This is a genomic window from Pseudarthrobacter sp. MDT3-1, assembly GCF_054510755.1.
Genome location: NZ_JBTNDX010000014.1, coordinates 16,031 through 34,508 on the forward strand (window position 1 = coordinate 16,031; position 18,478 = coordinate 34,508).

Consider the following 18,478-nt stretch of genomic DNA (forward strand, 5'->3'; position numbering starts at 1 on the left):
GAGGGGTCCGACGCTGAACGCCGGCTCATGGTGATCGTGCCGGCGGAGGAGAACTCATCAGCGCGGAGTTGAATAGTTCTTCCGAAAAACCAAGTACTACCTAATTTGAAAAACAAGTACCGATTACGCGGTTGCCGGGGGCCCTGCCAGAACTAAGTTCGACTAATGAGTTAAGACTCGCAAACCGCACTGGTTTGGATGTCTCACTAGGGGGTTGTGGGAAGGATGAATACACGACTCGGCAGCCGCGTTTTCCCGCTCCAAGGGGTCCGGGAAATAAGCGGGGCCGGCGACGAGGAGGTCTTAGAGACCAAGGCCTCTCCCCCAGCCGTCGCCGGCCCTTTGTCCTCCACGCTTCACATTCATCAAACGCTTCCAATCAGTTCCTGGTGTGCCGGCGGGAGGCGAAGGTGAAGTATTCCCGATCCGAGGCTTCCCAGGCACACGCGTCGGCGGGCAGGAGGCCAGCGCCCGCTCATCCGGCCCAACACACCACCCAGCATGCAGCCCCGCATCCGGGGCCGGCGGCAATCCCGGACCGCAGGCCCATCCCGGCACCGGGCGATCGTCCTGGCGCGGAACCGGCAGCCAAGGCGTTCACCATCGGGATGGTCGGCGCCGACGGGCTTATCCCTGACTTGGTCACCGGCTCGAAGGACCTGTCTGACTCCCTGGAGATCCTGGCCCACCTGGGAGCCGCCACGCTGAGCCGGCTCGCCGGCGTTCCCATCGAATGCGCCCTGGTCATGAGCCGGGCCAAACGCTCCAGAACCACCGCTGGAACGGGCACGCGGACCGCGACGTTGGCCCGGTTGGAAAAGGAAGTCGGCGAAGGCCCCCTGACCGAAGCCCTCACCGGCACAGGGACCGCGGCCATGAACCACGTGGCCTCCGACTTCCGCTGGGGACGCTACCGGCCGCACTTGCAGGACGCCGGGTTCGACAGCGTCCTGGGCCTGCGGCTTTCCCTGGATGAGGGCACCGAGGCCGCCCTCGCCTTCTTCGCAGCCAGCCCCCAGGCGTTCCCGCTGCACGTCACCGCCGAGGCCCGCAGTTTCGCTGACCTCGCGTCCCGCGGCCTCAGGCTGGCCCTTGAGTTGGAGTCGGCCAGCACCAGGGCGTCGGACCTGCAGTCAGCTTTGGAAAGCCGGACGTCCATCGACATTGCCTGCGGCGTCATCATGGCGCAGAACAGGTGCTCCTACAACGACGCAATTGCCATCATCGCCAAGGCATCCAGCCACCGGAACATCAAGCTCCGCAAGGTGGCTGAGGGCATCCTGGCGAACCTGCCAGGCGGAGCACCGGACACGCATTTCGAGCATTAGGCTTCCTCAGGTCATCCACGTTGGCCACCGCCAATGCCCATGCCCGTGCCCGTGCCCGTGCCCGTGCTGGGGTGTACACGAAAGAAGACCAGAGACGAAGTGTCTCTGGTCTTCCGCGTGGGTGGGCCCTGTGGGGATCGAACCCACGACCCACGGATTAAAAGTCCGATGCTCTACCAACTGAGCTAAAGGCCCCAGCCGACGGTCAAACGACCGATCAGCCCAGTCCATTTCTGGACGTAAAATACTTTACCCCACACACGGGGCGGCTTTGGCACGCAGGTTGTCCGCCGCCGTCGTATGTTCCGAATTCCGCACAGCGTCACCGGCGCTGGCAAGGTCCATCCTGGCTACAAACAGTACTCGATTTCCCGCGCGGCACAGGAGTAGCGTGGGGGGCATGAGCGAACAAGCAGGACCCAGTCACTACGGCGGAGCCAACCGGCATCACAAGCCCAAGCCGTTCGCCCCCATCGACTTTGAGCCGTTCGCAGGCGGCCCCGATCCTGCGCGCGTCTCCGAGGCCGCCCACCTCGCCGCCCAGGCACTGGTGCGCCACGGACGCGACAGCGACGATCCCGTCATCACCGAACGCCTGGTCAAGCTGACCGACGAGCAGGGCCTGGAGGCCATCGCGGAGATGTGGGCGGAAAGCCCGGCGCGTTCGCTGCCCGGCGCCCTCTGGCGGCTGTACGCCCTGCGCGCCGCCACCGTCCAGGACCCCGAACGGATCTCCGTGTACTTCCGGGCAGGCAAGGACACCGCGCAGGTTTCCAACGTGGTGGCCGGCGCCGCTGAACCGCCGGGAGCCGAGGAAATGCGGACCATGGCTGACGCCATTCTCTCCGGAGCGTTCGACGGCGAGTTCGACGTCGCGCTGGAACGTTCCGCCGCGTTCTGCCGCGTGGTGGCGCTGGGCCAGGCGACGATCGCCGACGGTGCCGAGCTCGGCAACGAGGCCCACGCAAGCAAGCTCACGCGGAACTCGCACCAGCTCGTGAAGACGGCCGAGGACCTTGAACATGCGGCAAACGCCTGGCGGCTGGGCGAGCTCGACTGAACCACCGGCGCAGGTCTGTCAATGTTGACTTGGGCCAAGCAACGTAGAACACTGAAACTGGTGTCGAGCCGCGAAACCCCCGGGCTTCAACAATTAGCCGCCTAGAGCGGCCTACCGCCGAGAGGCGTATCCGGTTCGGCACCATTTTTCTGCCTGTTTACAGGCCGCGGGCACTGGGCCGGTAGAATCAACATCAGCTGCTGGCCTGCGTCAAGTCACAAGTGGGCGGCCCCCGACCCCTGTACATCCCCGGAGACCGGTATCCCAACGTGAAGCTGCGCCTTTTTCCCCAGGAGCCCGCAGGGCTGACCCTGCTGTCCCAGATGGCCCAGCAAATTGTGCACGCCAGCGCCACCATGGCAGAGATCCTTGGCGTCCCCGCGTCCGAGCACGCAAAACTCGTGGACGACATGCACAACCACGAGGCCACGTCCGCCGAGCTTCACTTCGCCCTGCTCACCCACATGCGCACCAGCTTCGTAAACCCGCTACCCCGCGAAGACATGTACGCACTGTCCCGCTACCTCAACGAGGCCATCGAGAAACTGGATGCCGCCGCCGAGCTGGTGGCCCTGTACAAGCTGGAGCGGTTGCCAAAACGGGCGGCGGACCAGGTGGATGTCATCAGCCGGCAGGCCGAACTCACGGTGGACGCCATGCGCCGGCTGAACAACCTCGATGACCTGGAGGACTACTGGATCGAGATCCTGCGGCTGGCCAAGCGCGCCGAACGGTCGCACCGGGTCTGGGTGGCGGACATGATCCACGAAATGAAGTGGGCGCAGTATTCCCGCCACCGCGACATCGCCAACCAGCTGGTGGAAGTCACCAAGGACATGCGGCGCATTGCCACCCAGGTGGGCAGCATCATCGTCAAGGAATCCTGAGGTGACCGCAGTCATCTTTGCTGCGGTGGTTGTGCTGGCCGCGGGATTTGCCTTCCTGAACGGCTTCAGGGACGCCTCCACGTCCGTTGCGCTGGCTGTCCGCACCCGGGCGCTCACGCCAAGCGTGGCCGTGCTGCTTGCGGCCTTCTTCAACTTCCTGGGCGCCCTGCTCAGCGCCAGCCTGGCGGTAACCATCAGCCAGACCTGGATCAGCCTTCCAGACGGCACCAACGGCCTTAGCATGCTGGTTGCAGGGCTCGCGAGCGCCTGCGTCTGGGGTGTCCTGCTGTGGTGGCGCGGCATCCCGGCGTCCTCCACCCATGCCCTGGTGGGAGGGCTGGGCGGCGCCGGTCTGGCCAGCCTGGCCGTGGGCGGCGCAGGTGTGGGCGCGGTGAACGAGTCGCTGCTGTTCCAGGTGGTCCTGCCGCTGCTCCTGTCGCCACTGGTTGCTTACAGCGGCGCGTTCCTGCTGGTTTTCCCAGTCACGTGGGCGGCACGCTACACCCAGCCCAACGTTGTCAACCAACGCTTCCGCCGCAGCCAGTCCATCGCCGCCGGCGCCGTGGCATTCGGGCACGGCCTGCAGGACGGCCAGCGGATCAGTGCCGTGCTGCTGCTGGCCCTGCTGGCGGCTGGATATTCCGACGGCGGCACTATCCCCATGTGGGTGGCGCTGCTCTCCGCGGTGATGATAACGGTGGGAACGCTTTTCGGCGGCTGGCGGATCTCTCAAACCATCGGCTACAAAATCACCCGGATTGACCCGTTGCGGGGCTCTGTGGCCCAGATCTTCAGCGCGGTGATCCTGTTCGTGGGCGCCATCGGACTGCACTGGCCCGTGTCCACCACCCACATCGTGACGTCCGCCGTGCTGGGCGCAGGCGAGAACCAGAACTTCTCCGTGACCAACCGGAAGCTGGTGATCCGCATTCTGGGGCTGTGGGTCCTGACCCCCGCGGCAACCGCTGCCGGGGCGTTCGTGCTGGCCTTGGCGATGTCACCTTTGGCGGGCTGAGCGCAAGCTTTAAACGCCGCATCGACTGTCCCCACCGGCTCCCTGGCCGAGCTTGCGAGGTTAGGGAGCCGGTGGGGCTTATCCGAAGCGGCCGGAGACGTAGTCCTCGGTGGCTTTCACGTTGGGGTTGTTGAAGATGGTCTGAGTGTTCCCGTATTCGATCAGCTTGCCCGGTTTGCCGGTACCGGCGATGTTGAAGAACGCCGTCTTTTCCGAAACGCGGGCGGCCTGCTGCATGTTGTGGGTCACGATCACCACGGTGTACTGGTCCTTGAGATCGTTGATAAGGTCCTCGATGGCCAGCGTGGAGATCGGGTCCAGCGCGGAGCACGGCTCGTCCATGAGGATCACCTGCGGTTCCACCGCAATGGCACGGGCGATGCAGAGGCGCTGCTGCTGGCCGCCTGACAGGCCGGATCCTGGCTTCTCCAGGCGGTCCTTGACCTCGTTCCAGAGGTTGGCGCTCTGGAGGGACCTCTCTACGAGGACGTCGGCCTCGCCCTTGGAGATCTTCTTGTTGTTCAGCTTTACGCCGGCCAGCACGTTGTCGCGGATGGACATCGTGGGGAACGGGTTGGGCCGCTGGAAGACCATGCCGATCTGCGAACGCACCGTCACGGGGTCCACGCCGGGGCCGTAGAGGTTGTCGCCGTCCATCAGGACTTCGCCTTCGACGCGGGCGCCGGGCAGAACCTCGTGCATGCGGTTCAGGGTGCGCAGGAACGTGGACTTGCCACAGCCTGAGGGACCGATGAAGGCCGTTACGGACTTGGCCTCGATGTTGATGCTGACATCCTCCACGGCCAGAAAATCGCCGTAGTACACGTTCAGGTCTTTGACGTCGATGCGCTTAGACATGGTGTTCCTTCACTTGCTGGGGTACGGATTGAAGTCTAGGGTTTGGCCGCGAGGACCGGAATGGCCTGCTGTAAAAATTTCACCGGCCGGTCTTGGGAGCAAAGGTCCTGGCGACCAGCCGGGCGCCAAGGTTCAGCACCATTACCAGGATGATCAGCACCAGGGCGGCGCCCCAGGCCCGCTGCGAGGACGGGTCCGGGTTCGCCGGCGAGGTGGGGTTCAGGATCTGGGTGTAGATGAACGTGGGTAGCGAGGCCATCCAGCCGCCGAACACGTTGTTGTTGATGCTGGTGGCAAACCCGGCGGTGACCAGGATGGGCGCAGTCTCACCGATAACGCGGGCGATCGCCAAGGTGACGCCGGACGCGATGCCGGAGATCGCCGTCGGGATAACCACCTTGAGGATGGTGCGCCACTTACGCACACCCAACGCGTAGGCCGCTTCGCGCAGTTCGTTGGGGACGATCTTGAGCATTTCCTCGCTGGAACGCACCACTACGGGAATCATCAGGACCGAAAGCGCGACGGCGGCGACGGCACCCGTTTTGGTGCCGGGCCCCACCACGGCGAAGAAGAACGCTGCGGCGAACAGGCCGGCCACGATGGACGGGATGCCCGTCATAACGTCCACAAAGAACGTGATGGCACGGGCCAAACGGCCGTCGTGGCCGTACTCCACCAGGTAAATGGCGCTCAACAGTCCGACGGGCACGGAGATCAAGGTGGCTACCAGCGTGATCTGGATGGTGCCCAACAGGGCGTGGTAGATGCCACCAATAACGGGGGCACCCTCTTCAACGGCCTTATTGTCGTAGACGCCCGTGACGCCGTTCATGGAGCTGGTGAGGAAGCCCGGGGCGATGAGGCCGGGGACTCCGTTGACCAGCACCGTCCAGATCACGGAGATCAGTGGGAGCAGCGCGATCAGGAACGAGCCCACCACTAGGCAGGTGGCCAGCTTGTCCTTGGCTTTGCGTGAGCCTTCCACCGCCGCACTCCAGCCCACCAGGCCGGCAGCGAAGAGGATGGCCGAGACGATGCCCCAGCCAAAGGCATTGAACCCGATCAGTGCCAGGATTGCCGCGCCCACGATGAGCGCGAGTCCCAGGACAACGTACGGCGCGTACTTGGGTAGCTGGCCTTTGGTGAGGGCTGAACGCTTACTGCGCACGGGGGTAAGAGTGGAGGACATTTAGTTGGCTCCCGAGAATTCTTTGTGCCGGGTGATGATCCAGCGGGCAATCATGTTCACGCCTAGGGTGATCACAAACAGGACCAGGCCTGCGGCGATGAGCGTGCTGACCTTCAGGCCGCTCGCTTCGGGAAAGTTCAGGGCGATCTCCGCGGCGATGGTCTGGTTGCCGGACGTGATCAGGCTGGCTGTCAGGGCACCGGAAGAGAGGACCAGGGCAACTGCCATGGTCTCGCCCAGCGCACGGCCCAGGCCCAGCATGACGGCGCTGATGATGCCCGGACGGGCGAACGGCAGGACCGACATTTTGATCATTTCCCAGCGCGTGGCGCCGAGGGCCAGGGCGGCTTCCTCATGTAGCTTGGGCGTCTGCAGGAAGATTTCGCGGCTCAGGGACGTGATGATCGGCAGGACCATCACCGAGAGCACAATGCCCGCGGTCAGGATGGTTTTGCCCGTGGCAGAGGCGGGACCCTGGAAGATGGGCAACCAGCCCATGTTCTCGGCCAGCCAGTTGTAGGCGGGGGAGATTTCCTTGGCAAGGAACGCCGCGCCCCAGGCACCGTAAATCACCGACGGGATGGCGGCCAGGAGGTCCACCACATAGCCAAGGCCGGACGCCAGTCCGCGCGGGGCGAAGTGAGAGATGAACAGGGCCACGCCGATGGCGATGGGTGTCGCGATCACCAGGGCAATGGTGGCCGCAATGAGGGTGCCAATAACGATCGGCCAGATGTAGGCGAAGAAGCCTTCGCCGCCCTGGATCTCGGCGGCCGGGGCGGTGAGCGCCGGAATGGCCTGGACAACAAGGAAGAGTGCCACGCCGAACAAGACGGCGAGGATGAGGCACCCGGCGGTCAGGGCGGCGCCGGAAAAGATCTTATCCCCGGCGCGGCCTGCGCCCTGGGAACTAGTCAGGGGGGTGGCGGTCATTCCAGACCCTTCGGTTGTGGGCGGTGCCTAAATCGAGCTTACAAGCCAAAGTTCCCCGCCCCGCCTTTCGGCGTGGCGGGGAACATGGTTCAGGGACAGGTACTAGGACTTGACCTTGATGGATTCGATGGCCTTGACGGCCTTCTCGGCCAGGGCCGAGGACAGCGGCGCGGACTTGGCAGAATCGGCGGCGGCCTGCTGGCCTTCCTTGGAAACTACATAGTTCTCGAAGGCCTTGACCAGGTCAACGGTCTCCTGCTTGTCATAGGTGGCGCAGACAACGTGGAAGGAGACCAGGACGATCGGGTATGCGCCTTCAATTGTGGTCTTGCGGTCCAGCTTGATGGACAGGTCGTTGGCGGTGCGGCCTTCAACGGGCTTGCCTGCATCAACAGCCTTTGCGGCTGCGTCAGCGGAGATCTTGGTGAAGGACTCGCCAACCTTGATCTGAGCAACGCCGAGCTTGCCGCTGACTGCGGAATCATCTGCGTAAGTCACTGCGCCGGGGGTATCGGTGACGGTCTTGACAACACCGGAGGTTCCCTTGGCGTTCTCGCCCTGCAGGCTTGCAGGCCAAACGCCGGAAGCCTTGTCGGTCCAAACATCCGCAGCAGCAGCCGCAAGGTACTCGGTGAAGTTGGTGGTGGTACCGGAATCGTCAGAGCGGTTCACGGGAGTGACCTTCAGGTCCGGGAGGGAGACTCCCGGGTTCAGGGCGGCGATCGCCGGATCGTTCCAGTTGGCGACCTGGCCACGGAAGATCTTGGCAACGGTAGCTGCGTCAAGCTTCAGCTCGGTGATGCCCGGGAGGTTGAAGGCAACCGCGATCGGGGAAATGTAGACCGGGATGTTGATGGCGCCGTCAGGGCCACAGACGGTCTTGGAGGATGCGAACTCTTCGTCCTTCAGGTAGGCATCCGAGCCGCCGAACTGGGCTGACCCGTCCACGAGCGCCTTGCGGCCAGCGCCGGAGCCATCCGGGGAGTACTGCACGGTGGCGCCGGGGTTGGCGGCGGCGAAGCTGGTCTTCCAGGCGTCCATCGCTGCGCCCTGCGCGGAAGAGCCGATGCCCGTCAGCGTGCCGGTGACCTTGGGGCCGGCGGAAGTCTGGTTGCCTGCAGGCGTGTTGCCCGTGGCGTTATCTGAACCGCAGGCGGTGAGCGCGAGTGCGCCGACTGCGATTACAGCGATAGCCGCGTGGCGGCCGAAACGGAGTGCCTTCACTAGATGTACCCCTTCCAGGGATATTCAGCGGCGGCAGGACCGGAGACGCCCTGCAGCGCGATGCGTACGTTTTGTACCTTCAACGAAGGTATGGGCCGCAGGTAACGGGATGGGCGGCCGCAGATGAACAGGAGATTAACGACGGCAGCATATTGGCTTACAACTGCAGCGTCACCATTGCGCAGGTCACACTTTCGGGCGTAGGTGCCGGGCCGGCAAATAGACTGGAGGGCATGGCCGCAGCAGCAGGATTCTCAGCAAGCAGGCGTTTCCTGCGCGGACGCATCCGGACCGGCCTGGTCCGGAGCCGGAATTCCCTGGTTCCCGCCGTCCAGATGACCGCGTGCGCGGTGGGGGCGTATGCCTTCGCCGAGTACGTCCTGGGGCACTCCGGACCCCTCTTTGCGGCCACATCGTCACTGATCGCGTTGGGCTTCTCGCGTGACCCGCGGCTGCGCCGGGTGATGGAGGTGGGCCTCGGCTGCACCATCGGGATCGCCGTCGGTGATCTGCTGCAGCACTGGCTGGGCAGCGGAATCTGGCAGGCCGCCGTCGTACTTCTGTTCTCCATCCTGCTGGCCCGTTTCCTGGACAGCGGCAACATCTTCACCACGCAGCTGGGCCTGCAATCCTTGCTTGTGGTGCTGTTGCCGGCGCCGGACGGCGGGCCTTTCACGCGCAGCCTGGACGCCGTGGTGGGTGGCCTTTTCGCCCTCCTGGTGACCATCCTGATTCCGAAGGATCCGCGCCGGGAGCCCCGCAAGGATGTCCGGAAGCTGCTCCACGAACTGGCCGAAGTGCTTCGGGAATGCGCCACCGCCCTGACCGAAAGCGACTCCACGCAGGCCTGGCACGCGCTGATCCGCGGCCGGAACTGCCAGCCGCTCGTGGACGCGATGCGCCATTCCCTGCGCGCTTCCGGTGAAGTGGCCACCCTCGCACCGGCCCACCGCCGGCACCGCGACGAGCTGGACCGGCTTGAGAATTCCCTTGACTTCATCGACCTTGCGCTCAGGAACAGCCGCGTCTTCGCACGCCGGCTGACCAGCGCCATCAACCACGCCGCGCTTTCAGACAACGCCACCGCGAACATCGCCGACGTGCTCCAGGAAACCGCGGCCGCGATTGATGAACTGTCGCTCGGCCTGGCGGAAACGCAGGACGGCGTGCGCCGCGCCCATCTTCGGACGGCCCGGCAGGACTTCAGCGAGATCGCGATGAGGCTGCACCCCAAATTGCTGGAGGTCGAGCGGCTTGAGGGTGAGACTGTGGTGATGCTGTTCCGGCCACTCATGGTGGACCTCCTGGAGGCCACCGGCATGGATGCGCGCGAGGCCCGGGACGTGCTGCCGGGGTTGTAGCGCTGTCGCCCAGATGGCACTTCGCGCCAGTCCCGAGGCCTGCCATCGGCATGTGCTTTCATCTCGCGGGTCTTGAGCGTTCCTGTGCGTTCCCCGGCATCACCAGTGGTGCCTGCCCTCCAAATAGGTCAACCCCCCGCGCTGCATGCTGCCCTCTCTCGGGCCAATACTGTCGGTGCCCGCCAGTAGGGTGGAACCCATGGCAACAAAGACTTCCCGGGCGTCCAAAGCGCCGGCTTATAAGTGCGCCGAATGCGGCTGGACCACGGTCAAGTGGGTGGGGCGCTGCGGCGAGTGCCAGGCGTGGGGCACGGTTGAGGAAACCGGCGCCGCCGTAGCGCGTACGACGGCGGCAACCACAGTTCTGGAGCCGGCTCGCCGGATTGCCGAGGTGGATGCCACTACGGCGGCTTTCCTGCCCACCGGCGTGGACGAGCTGGACCGCGTGCTGGGCGGCGGCCTGGTCCCGGGTGCGGTCATCCTGCTGGCCGGTGAACCTGGTGTGGGCAAGTCAACCCTCCTGCTGGATGTCGCGGCCAAGTTCGCCCGCACGGCGCAGGATGTCCTGTATGTCACGGGCGAGGAATCCGCGGCGCAGGTGAAGCTGCGAGCCGAACGGATCGACGCCGTCGCGGATTCCCTGTATCTGTCCGCCGAAACGGACCTGGGGCAGGCACTGGGGCAGGTGGAGAAGATCGAGCCGCGGCTGTTGATTGTGGACTCGGTCCAGACGCTCAGCAGCGCAGACGTCGACGGCAGCGCCGGCGGCGTCTCGCAGATACGTGAGGTTGCGGCGTCCATCATCGCGGCGGCCAAGCGCCGGAACATGACCACGTTGCTGGTGGGGCACGTGACGAAGGACGGGTCAATCGCGGGGCCGCGGCTGCTCGAACACCTGGTGGATGTGGTCTGCCAGTTCGAAGGCGAACGTCACTCCCGGCTCCGGATGCTGCGCGCGGTGAAGAACCGGTACGGGCCCACGGACGACGTCGGCTGTTTTGACCTGAATGAGAACGGCATCGAAGGGCTGACGGACCCTAGTGGGCTGTTCGTCAGCCGCACCAAGGACCCTGTTTCAGGCACCTGCATCACGGTGACCATGGAAGGGCGGCGGCCGCTGCTGGCCGAGGTGCAGTCGCTGCTTGCGGAGAGCGCCAACTCGCAGCCCCGGCGGGCCACCAGCGGCCTGGACAGTTCACGGGTGTCCATGCTCCTGGCGGTGCTGCAGCAGCGTGCCGGCTGCCTGCTGCACAAGGACGATTCCTACGTGGCCACCGTGGGGGGTGTGAAGCTCAGTGAACCTGCCACTGACCTCGCCGTTGCCCTTGCCGTCGCGTCCGCGAAGGCCCGCAAGCCCCTGCCCATCCGGCTGATCGCTTTCGGCGAAGTAGGCCTGGCCGGCGAGGTCCGGCCCGTGCCCGGCATAAACCAGCGCATCCAGGAAGCACACCGTCTGGGCTTCACCCACGCAGTGGTCCCGGCCAGCCACAACGGACCCGGACCCGTGCCACCAGGCTTCTCCGTCCGGGAAGTGGAGCACCTTACGGAGGCGTTGAGCCTGCTGATCGGGTAGGGCAGCCAGGCTTTCACAACGACCTTCAGGCAGCCGGAGGTCATCACGGCTGTGTCTGGGGGACAGACTGATGCATCAAACGCAAGGAAATGGCTCGACGCCGGGCCAGGAACCGCCAAACGACGGTCTTCTCGCAGGGAGGATCGACGCGCTATTCGGGAGCCTTGACGCCCGCGGGCGCGTGGTGTTGAGCCACCTGCCGCTGACGGTGACGGTGGTCCTCATCGTGGCGGCCGCTGCGTTGTTCAGCCCTGAAACCCTCGTGGATGAGCGTTTCAGGCTGGCGCTGCTGGGCCATTCGGTCATCTTCGTTGCGTGTGCGGCTATCCCATGGGGCAGGCTGCCGGCCAGCGTGTTGAGTGTGATTCCGGTCCTGGATTGCCTTGCCATTGGCTTTACGAGGGAAGCCGGCGGGCCAAGCTTCAATGTCTTGAGCCTGATGCTCGTCTTCCCCGTGATCTGGCTGTCCGTGGGCCGCCAGCGCAGCAGGGTGCTCCTCGCTGTCCTGGGGGTCGTGCTCAGTACCGTCATCCCGGCCGCGGCCCTCGGCTCCCCGCCCACCCAGGGGTCGATGATCCGGACCGTCTTCCTGCCGTTGGTGATGGCCGCAATCGCCGTCTCCGCGCATATCGTCTCAGGAACACTCCACCGGCAGCGCAAAGCGCTGCTGCGGAAAGACCAGGCCCTGGCGGAAACGCTTGCTGAGAGTGTGGACCGCCAGCGGCTCCTGGACGCCGTGCTGGTGGCGGTGGGAGTGGGCGTCTGGGTGGTGGACAAGGACGGAAACAATGTCCTGATCAACCGGGCCATGCGCGATGATCCGACGTTGGCCCGACTGACCGAAGCGGAGAGCACTACCACCCTGCTGCTCAGCGACCGGGCGACGCCGGTGCCTTCCGGCGGGCTCCCCGCTGCCCGAGTTGCCCGGGGCGATATGTTCACGGACGAGCTGATCTGGGCAGGCGATGAAAAGGACCAGCGCGCCTTTCCGTCAGCGCGCACGCCATTTGCTCCAGGGACGGAGCGCGCAGCGGCGGTGTCATAACGTTGGTGGACGTGACAGCCCTGATCACAGCGCTCGCCGCGAAGGACGACTTCGTTGGCACCGTCTCCCACGAGCTGCGAACGCCCCTGACGTCCATTCTCGGCTACCTCGAACTCGTTCTGGAGGAACCCGGGCATGAAGGGATCGAAGCCGAACTGCAGGTGGTACACCGGAACGCGACGCAGCTGTTGGGCCTGGTGAACGATCTGATTGCGGTGGCCTCTGAACATGTGGACCTTTCGCTGCAGGAGGCCGACCTCGCCCGGCTCCTCGCCGACGTCGTCGATTTCACGCTCCCCCAGGCCGCCAACAGGGGCCTTGAACTGGTCCTGGAGGTGGAGCCGTCGCTCACCGCCCGGATGGACATCCCGCGGATCCGCCAGGTGGTCAGCAACCTGCTCTCCAACGCGATCAAATACTCTCCCGACGGCGGCCGCATCACCGCCCGGGCGCACCGCACCGGCACGGACCTCGTCTGCTCGATCACCGATCCCGGCGTCGGCATGAGCCCGGAAGACCAGGAGCAGGCGTTCACCAAATTCTTCCGCTCCGCGCGGTCCCGCGAAACGGCCATCCCCGGGGCGGGCCTGGGGCTCCCCATCAGCAAGACCATCGTCGAGGGCCACGGCGGTTCCATGAGCCTGACCAGCGCTCCGGGCGCAGGCACCACGGCGACATTCGTCCTGCCGGCGTCCTGAACGACAGTTCTCAGGGCTGGAGCACTGCGCCTGCCGGTTGGAAGTTGAGGAGTACTTTTCCTGATGTGGCGGAGTTCCTGGCTGTTTCGAAGGCTTCCAGGCCTTGGCTGAGGGGGTATTCGTGGGTGATGACGGGGCCGATGTTCAGGGTGCCGTCGGCGAGGGCTGTGATGACGTCGTCGATTTCGTTGTTGAAGCGGAAGGATCCGCGCAGGTCCAGTTCCCGGGTGATGGCCAGGGAGATCAGGACCGGCTGGGGTCCGGTGGGCAGCAGCCCGACCATGACCACGGTACCGCCGCGCCCCGCGCCCTGAATGGCTGAGGCCAGGCCGTGGTGGCTGCCCGAGGACTCGATGACCACGTCGGCCTGCACCGCGGCGATCGCGTCCTTATCCCCGGCCTGCAGGGTGTGATCCGCGCCGACGGCGGCGGCGATCTCCAGCGGTTTGGCATGGACGTCGACGGCGGTGATCCGAGCCGCGCCGGCACGTTTGAGGACCGCGACGGCCAGGGCGCCGATCGGGCCGCAGCCGATCACCAGCACACTCTTGCCGGCCACGTCCCCGGCACGTCCGACGGCGTGCCAGGCCACCGACGCGGGTTCGATCAGCGCCGCGGTCCGCAGATCAAGACCGGCCGGGAGCGCCCGCAACATCCGGGACGGCAGGTTCACGTACCGGGCGAACGCCCCGTCGGTGTGCGGGAACCGTGCCGCGCTGCCCAGATACGTACAGCCCGGGGACAGGTTGGGCCGGTCCGCCGGCCACCGCACCTCCCCCGCACCCGGACCCGGGGTGGCCGGATGGACCGCAACCGGGGTGCCCGCGGCCGGGCCGGTCCCGTCCGCCGCGGCCCGGACCACGGTCCCGGAAATCTCATGCCCCAGCACCAGCGGCGCCCTCAGGACGGACTCCCCCGCCGCCCCGTGCAGCCAGTAATGCAGATCCGACCCGCAGATCCCGCCATAGGCAACCTCCACCACGGCCTCGTCCGCGGCCGGTGCACCCAGCGGGACCTCCTCGATCCGCAGATCCCCCGCCGCATGCGCCACCACCGCCAAACCCGACACCGGCACCCCGGAACCAGGCAGGGCTGTTGCTTCGGTCCCCTGAGCCACTGCTGAAGCGCCCATCAGACCACCACCGTCATTCCGCCGTCGATAAAGATCGTCTGCCCGTTCACAAAATCCGACCCGTCCGAAGCCAGCCACACCGCCGGGCCGGCCAGGTCCTGGACCGTGCCCCACCGGTGCGCCGGGGTCCGGCCCAGAATCCAGGCATTGAACTGCTCATCATCCACCAGGTTCTGCGTCATCTCCGTGTGGATGTAGCCCGGGGCGATCCCGTTGATCTGCAGCCCGGAGCCCGCCCACTCCGCCGTCATCGCCCGGGTCAGGTTCCGCAGCCCGCCCTTGGCCGCCACATACGGGGCGATCGTGGGCCGGGCCAGGTCCGTCTGCACCGAACAGATATTGATGATCTTGCCCCTGCCCCGCGGGATCATGTGCCGTGCCGCCTCACGCCCCACCAGGAACGCGCCCGTCAGATCCGTCCTGATCACCCGCTCCCAATCCGCCACATCGAGCTCCAGCATCGGCACCCGGTGCTGGATCCCGGCATTGTTCACCAGGATCTGCAACGGACCCACCTGCTCCTCCACCCACGAAACACCCCGGGCAGCCTCGGCATCACTCGTGACATCAAACGCGACACCATGCACCCGCCCCGGCGCGAAGTCCGCGGCCATCGCCGCCTCCGCCGCCTTCAACCGCTCCGCATTAATCCCGTTCAGCACCACCGTCGCCCCGGCATCAGCCAACGCCCGCGCCAACGCGTTGCCAATCCCCCGGCTCGAACCCGTCACCAGGGCAACCCGCCCCGTCAAATCAAAAAGTGTATTCATAGTTGAGCAGCTCCTTCGCCGCGGTTTGTGCTGTTTGGCGCCGATCGCTGGGGCGCGGTGGTTGTTCCTGGCCGTCCACGTTGGGACGGCCGTTCTTTTCGCGCGAACGGACACTTGGGCCCTGCGGTGAGGGCCCCAACTGTCCGTTCGCGCTTCTCAGAGGGCCCCAACTGTCCGTTCGCGCTGCTCCCTAGAAGGGGCCGTTCTGCACGAGGTTGGCCGGAAGGCGGCCAGCTGCCAGCGCTTCCAGCTGCTGCGACAGGAGCTTGACCATCCGTGGTTCGAAGGCGGACGCGTTACCCCCAATATGGGGCGTGATCAGGGCGTTCGGCGAACGCCACAGCGGGTGGTCAGCCGGGAGCGGTTCCGGATCCACCACGTCGATGGCGCACTGCAGCCGGCCGGACGCTACTTCCTTGGTCAGCGCGGCCGTGTCCACCACGGCTCCCCTGCCCACGTTGACCACCAGCGCGCCGTCGGGCAATGCTGAGAGGACCTTCTCCCCGATCAGGTGGTGCGTCTGGTCACTCAGGGGCAGGACTGAAATAAGGATGTCGTGGCTGGCGGCGAGTTCTGCCAGTTCGGAGGACGCGTGCACGTGCCCGTGGTCGTCGTCGCGCGCGGCGCTCCCCACGCGCGTGACAGTCACCTCGAACGGTTCCAGGCGCTTTGCTATCTCCTGCCCGATGCCGCCGACGCCGGCCAAAAGCACCCGGCGGTCTGCGAGGGACTGGCGGCGCTCGGGCCGCCAGGCAGCCTGCAGCTGATCCCTCACCGCCTGGTCAATCCCCCTCAGCTTGGCAAGGATGAGTCCCACCGCCAGTTCCGCTGTGGCCGCAGCGTGCACACCGGCGGCACTGGACACACCGGCCGCCGGACCGGCTGCTTCCCGGACACCGTCAAAACCCGTGGACTGGGTCTGGACGAACTTGAGCCCTGGCACGTTGGCCAGCGCCGGCAGCACCGCCCCGGCGTCGATGTAGGGCAGGATCACGGCATCGATCTCAGCCAGGGTTCCGCCCTGGGGATCGGACCGGAGGTCCCAGACGACGCCCCGGAGCCCGCCCGGAAGCGGCTCCAGATCGGCGAGCAGCTGCTGGTCGGGGAAACTGACCGTACGGATGTTGTGCATCAGGGGACCTATCGGTTTCTGCTGTTGGCGGTGCGGGGGCTGTTGCCCGTCACGGGCTGTGATCAGGGGCAGTCAGATCAGCGGCGGTCGAAGGTAAGTCCGCCGGGGACCTGGAAGGTGGGCATGAGTTCCAGCATGCCGACGTTCACGTGCTGGGGTGTTTCGACGGCATAATCCAGCGCATTGACGATGTCGTCAGTCGTGAGGGACTCATAACCCTCGTAGTAGGTCTTCCATGCTTCCTCCATGGCTTCGGGTGTGCCGCCCATGTTCCGGCCGAAGATTTCGGTCTCCACCCGGCCTGGGCAGATCTCCGTGACTCTGATGCGTTTGCCCACGGTATCGTTGCGCAGCTGCCGGGAGACCTGGTGCACTGCTGCCTTGGTGGCGTGATAAACGGTGTGGCCATAGAAGTTGTAGACGCCGGCGATGGAGCTGATGTTGACGATGTGGCCCTTGTCCCGCTCCACCATGCCGGGAAGCACCAGGCGGGTCAGCTGAAGAAGGGAGCGCAGGTTGACGTCCACCAGCTCGTCGATGTCGTTTTCGGTGGAGTCCAGGATGTTTCCGGGGCGGGAGACGCCGGCGCAGTTGACGAGCACGTCCACGTTCAGGCCCTCCACCGCTGCGGTCAGCGCCGCAGTGTCCGTGAGGTCAACGGTGTGCGGGATGGCTCCGGTGCGGTCCGCCAGTTCCTGCAGGCGTTCTTCATTGCGGGCGAAGGCATGTACTTGGAGTCCGCGCTTGGCCAGGCGTTCAGCGATGGCGGCGCCCATGCCGGTGGAGGCGCCGGTCACGAGGGCAGTTGAATAGTCTGAAAATGACATGGAAGTCTCCAATGAGTGGGGTTGGCAAAAGAATGGATGGCTTGGACGCGGGGGCCAAAGCCTCAGTCTCGGCGAGTGGTTCAGGCGTCCCGGAGCGGCTGGTGCGCCCGGTCTTTGACCGTGCTGACGGCGGCAAGGGTGCCAAGGGCGGTGATCACGGCGTAGAACGCCGGCATGTAGATGTTTCCGGTGGAGGAGATCAGCCAGGTCATCAGCAACGGCGCCGTGCCGCCGAAGAGAGCCGAGGAGACGTTATACCCGAGGCCGTAGGCCGAGTACCGCACCCGGGTGGGGAACAGTTCGACGATCAGGATGTGGATGACGGCGGTGTGGCCGGCGAAGACCACTGCCATGATGCAGGCACCCAGGATGGCCAGTGCCATCTCGCCGGTGGCGATGAGGGCGTAGGCCGGAATTCCGACGATGGCCATCGCGATTGCGGAGCCGGCGATGACTTTTTTGCGGCCGACCCGGTCGGAGAGGGCTCCCATGAACGGGATGGCGATGCAGATGACAACCAGGCTGCAGGCGGTGACGAGGAGTGCTTCGCCGATGGTGAAGTTGAGCTGCTTGCCCTTGAGGAACGTGGGCATGTAGGAGAAGAGGACGTAGTAGCCGGAGCCGTTCATCAGCGGGATGAAGAGGGCCAGCAGCATGGCACGGCGGTGTTCGGCGGAGGCGAAGGCTTCCTTCAGCGGGTTCTTGGACAGACCGCCTTCTTCCTTGAGCTTCTCAAAGTTGGGGGTATCGCTGATCGCCTTGCGGATGTACCAGCCGATGATGCCCATGGGGACGGCGACCAGGAACGGGATGCGCCAGGCGAAGGAACCAAACCCGCCGCCGTCGATCGCTGCCTGGGTGAGCCACGGGGACATGGAGTAGGCAACCATCGTGCCGGTGAGCAGGGCCGCGAAAGAGGCGATCTGGGCGTAGGAGGTAATGATGCCGCGCTTGCCTTCCGGCGCGTGCTCGGCGAGGAACGTCATGGCGCCGGCGGACTCGCCGCCGACGGAGAAGCCCTGCAGCATCCGGAGCAGCACAAGGAGCGCCGGGGCGGCGACGCCGATTGCCGAGTAGGCAGGCAGCAGGCCGATGCCGGCGGTTGCCACACTGATGAGCAGGATAACGAAGACCAGCAGTTTCTGCCTGCCGATGCGGTCACCCAGGTAACCGCAGACCACGGCACCCAAAGGGCGCACGAAGAAGGACACGGCATAGCCTGCGAAGACAAACAGCAGTGCGTTGTCCGGGTTGCCGGGGGCGAGGAACACCAAGGCAAGGGTTCCGGCCATAAAGGCGAAGATGCCGTTGTCGTAGAGTTCCACGAAGATGCCCACACAACCGGCGGTAACCACCTTCCGGGTTTGCCTGGCATCCAGGCGGTCGTTCTGCGGACCGGCCGCTCGCGTTGACGTTGACATCTTGATCCTTACTTTGTTTCTG

At 65.4% G+C, this 18,478-nt stretch carries 17 protein-coding genes and 1 tRNA gene; 8 read left to right on the forward strand and 10 right to left on the reverse strand.

What is annotated here, in order from left to right; translation table 11 throughout:
- Positions 1–410 precede the first annotated feature (410 nt).
- Positions 411–1,328, forward strand: a complete 918-nt coding sequence (locus ACX80X_RS12350; protein ID WP_252614496.1) for an ANTAR domain-containing protein — start codon at positions 411–413, stop codon at positions 1,326–1,328.
- A 122-nt stretch (positions 1,329–1,450) separates the two neighbouring features.
- On the opposite strand, the gene ACX80X_RS12355 is transcribed toward ACX80X_RS12350, so the two are convergent.
- Positions 1,451–1,523 (reverse strand) — tRNA-Lys (locus ACX80X_RS12355).
- Positions 1,524–1,728: 205 nt separating this feature from the next.
- On the opposite strand from ACX80X_RS12355, the gene ACX80X_RS12360 reads away from it, so the two are divergent.
- The 3 genes from ACX80X_RS12360 to ACX80X_RS12370 all read left to right on the forward strand — a co-directional run bounded on the left by ACX80X_RS12360 (position 1,729) and on the right by ACX80X_RS12370 (position 4,290).
- Positions 1,729–2,388 carry a hypothetical protein gene (locus ACX80X_RS12360; RefSeq protein WP_056347859.1) on the forward strand — a complete coding sequence of 220 codons (660 nt, stop codon included), beginning with the start codon at positions 1,729–1,731 and terminating at the stop codon, positions 2,386–2,388.
- Positions 2,389–2,657: 269 nt separating this feature from the next.
- Positions 2,658–3,275 carry a DUF47 domain-containing protein gene (locus ACX80X_RS12365; protein ID WP_252602466.1) on the forward strand — a complete coding sequence of 206 codons (618 nt, stop codon included), beginning with the start codon at positions 2,658–2,660 and terminating at the stop codon, positions 3,273–3,275.
- Position 3,276: 1 nt separating this feature from the next.
- The gene (locus tag ACX80X_RS12370) at positions 3,277–4,290 is read left to right on the forward strand and encodes an inorganic phosphate transporter (protein ID WP_252602467.1); all 1,014 of its coding nucleotides are present in this window, start codon (positions 3,277–3,279) and stop codon (positions 4,288–4,290) included.
- A 78-nt stretch (positions 4,291–4,368) separates the two neighbouring features.
- Here the strand turns inward: ACX80X_RS12370 and pstB are convergent, their stop codons facing one another.
- The 4 genes from pstB to pstS all read right to left on the reverse strand — a co-directional run bounded on the left by pstB (position 4,369) and on the right by pstS (position 8,497).
- Complete coding sequence (gene pstB, locus ACX80X_RS12375) at positions 4,369–5,148, reverse strand: phosphate ABC transporter ATP-binding protein PstB (protein ID WP_058930354.1); 780 nt, start codon at positions 5,146–5,148, stop codon at positions 4,369–4,371.
- A gap of 79 nt (positions 5,149–5,227) precedes the next feature.
- A complete protein-coding gene (pstA, locus tag ACX80X_RS12380; RefSeq protein ID WP_252602468.1) occupies positions 5,228–6,340 on the reverse strand; it encodes a phosphate ABC transporter permease PstA in 1,113 nt (370 codons plus the stop codon).
- The gene (gene pstC / locus ACX80X_RS12385; RefSeq protein WP_104063028.1) at positions 6,341–7,273 is read right to left on the reverse strand and encodes a phosphate ABC transporter permease subunit PstC; all 933 of its coding nucleotides are present in this window, start codon (positions 7,271–7,273) and stop codon (positions 6,341–6,343) included.
- Between the two features lie 102 nt (positions 7,274–7,375).
- Positions 7,376–8,497, reverse strand: coding sequence for a phosphate ABC transporter substrate-binding protein PstS (pstS, locus tag ACX80X_RS12390; RefSeq protein WP_252612042.1), 1,122 nt, complete (start codon positions 8,495–8,497; stop codon positions 7,376–7,378).
- Between the two features lie 233 nt (positions 8,498–8,730).
- Here pstS and ACX80X_RS12395 point away from each other — a divergent pair, with 233 nt between their 5' ends.
- From ACX80X_RS12395 to ACX80X_RS12410, 4 genes are all read left to right on the forward strand, one after another.
- Positions 8,731–9,858 (forward strand): FUSC family protein, encoded by a 1,128-nt coding sequence (locus tag ACX80X_RS12395; RefSeq protein WP_104063030.1) that lies wholly within the window; start codon positions 8,731–8,733, stop codon positions 9,856–9,858.
- Positions 9,859–10,057: 199 nt separating this feature from the next.
- The gene (gene radA / locus ACX80X_RS12400) at positions 10,058–11,431 is read left to right on the forward strand and encodes a DNA repair protein RadA (RefSeq protein WP_252602469.1); all 1,374 of its coding nucleotides are present in this window, start codon (positions 10,058–10,060) and stop codon (positions 11,429–11,431) included.
- Positions 11,432–11,501: 70 nt separating this feature from the next.
- A complete protein-coding gene (locus ACX80X_RS12405) occupies positions 11,502–12,476 on the forward strand; it encodes a hypothetical protein (RefSeq protein ID WP_252612044.1) in 975 nt (324 codons plus the stop codon).
- An 11-nt stretch (positions 12,477–12,487) separates the two neighbouring features.
- Complete coding sequence (locus ACX80X_RS12410) at positions 12,488–13,174, forward strand: sensor histidine kinase (RefSeq protein WP_252612046.1); 687 nt, start codon at positions 12,488–12,490, stop codon at positions 13,172–13,174.
- Positions 13,175–13,184: 10 nt separating this feature from the next.
- On the opposite strand, the gene ACX80X_RS12415 is transcribed toward ACX80X_RS12410, so the two are convergent.
- The 5 genes from ACX80X_RS12415 to ACX80X_RS12435 form a co-directional block, all read right to left on the reverse strand.
- Positions 13,185–14,306 (reverse strand): L-idonate 5-dehydrogenase, encoded by a 1,122-nt coding sequence (locus tag ACX80X_RS12415; protein ID WP_459312199.1) that lies wholly within the window; start codon positions 14,304–14,306, stop codon positions 13,185–13,187.
- The gene (locus ACX80X_RS12420) at positions 14,306–15,076 is read right to left on the reverse strand and encodes an SDR family oxidoreductase (RefSeq protein ID WP_252614492.1); all 771 of its coding nucleotides are present in this window, start codon (positions 15,074–15,076) and stop codon (positions 14,306–14,308) included. Before ACX80X_RS12420 ends, ACX80X_RS12415 begins: the two co-directional genes overlap by 1 nt.
- 190 nt (positions 15,077–15,266) lie before the next feature.
- Positions 15,267–16,208, reverse strand: coding sequence for a 2-hydroxyacid dehydrogenase (locus tag ACX80X_RS12425; RefSeq protein ID WP_252602481.1), 942 nt, complete (start codon positions 16,206–16,208; stop codon positions 15,267–15,269).
- A gap of 77 nt (positions 16,209–16,285) precedes the next feature.
- Complete coding sequence (locus ACX80X_RS12430) at positions 16,286–17,035, reverse strand: SDR family oxidoreductase (RefSeq protein WP_252602483.1); 750 nt, start codon at positions 17,033–17,035, stop codon at positions 16,286–16,288.
- An 80-nt stretch (positions 17,036–17,115) separates the two neighbouring features.
- Positions 17,116–18,456, reverse strand: coding sequence for an MFS transporter (locus ACX80X_RS12435; protein ID WP_252614491.1), 1,341 nt, complete (start codon positions 18,454–18,456; stop codon positions 17,116–17,118).
- Positions 18,457–18,478: the final 22 nt, after the last annotated feature.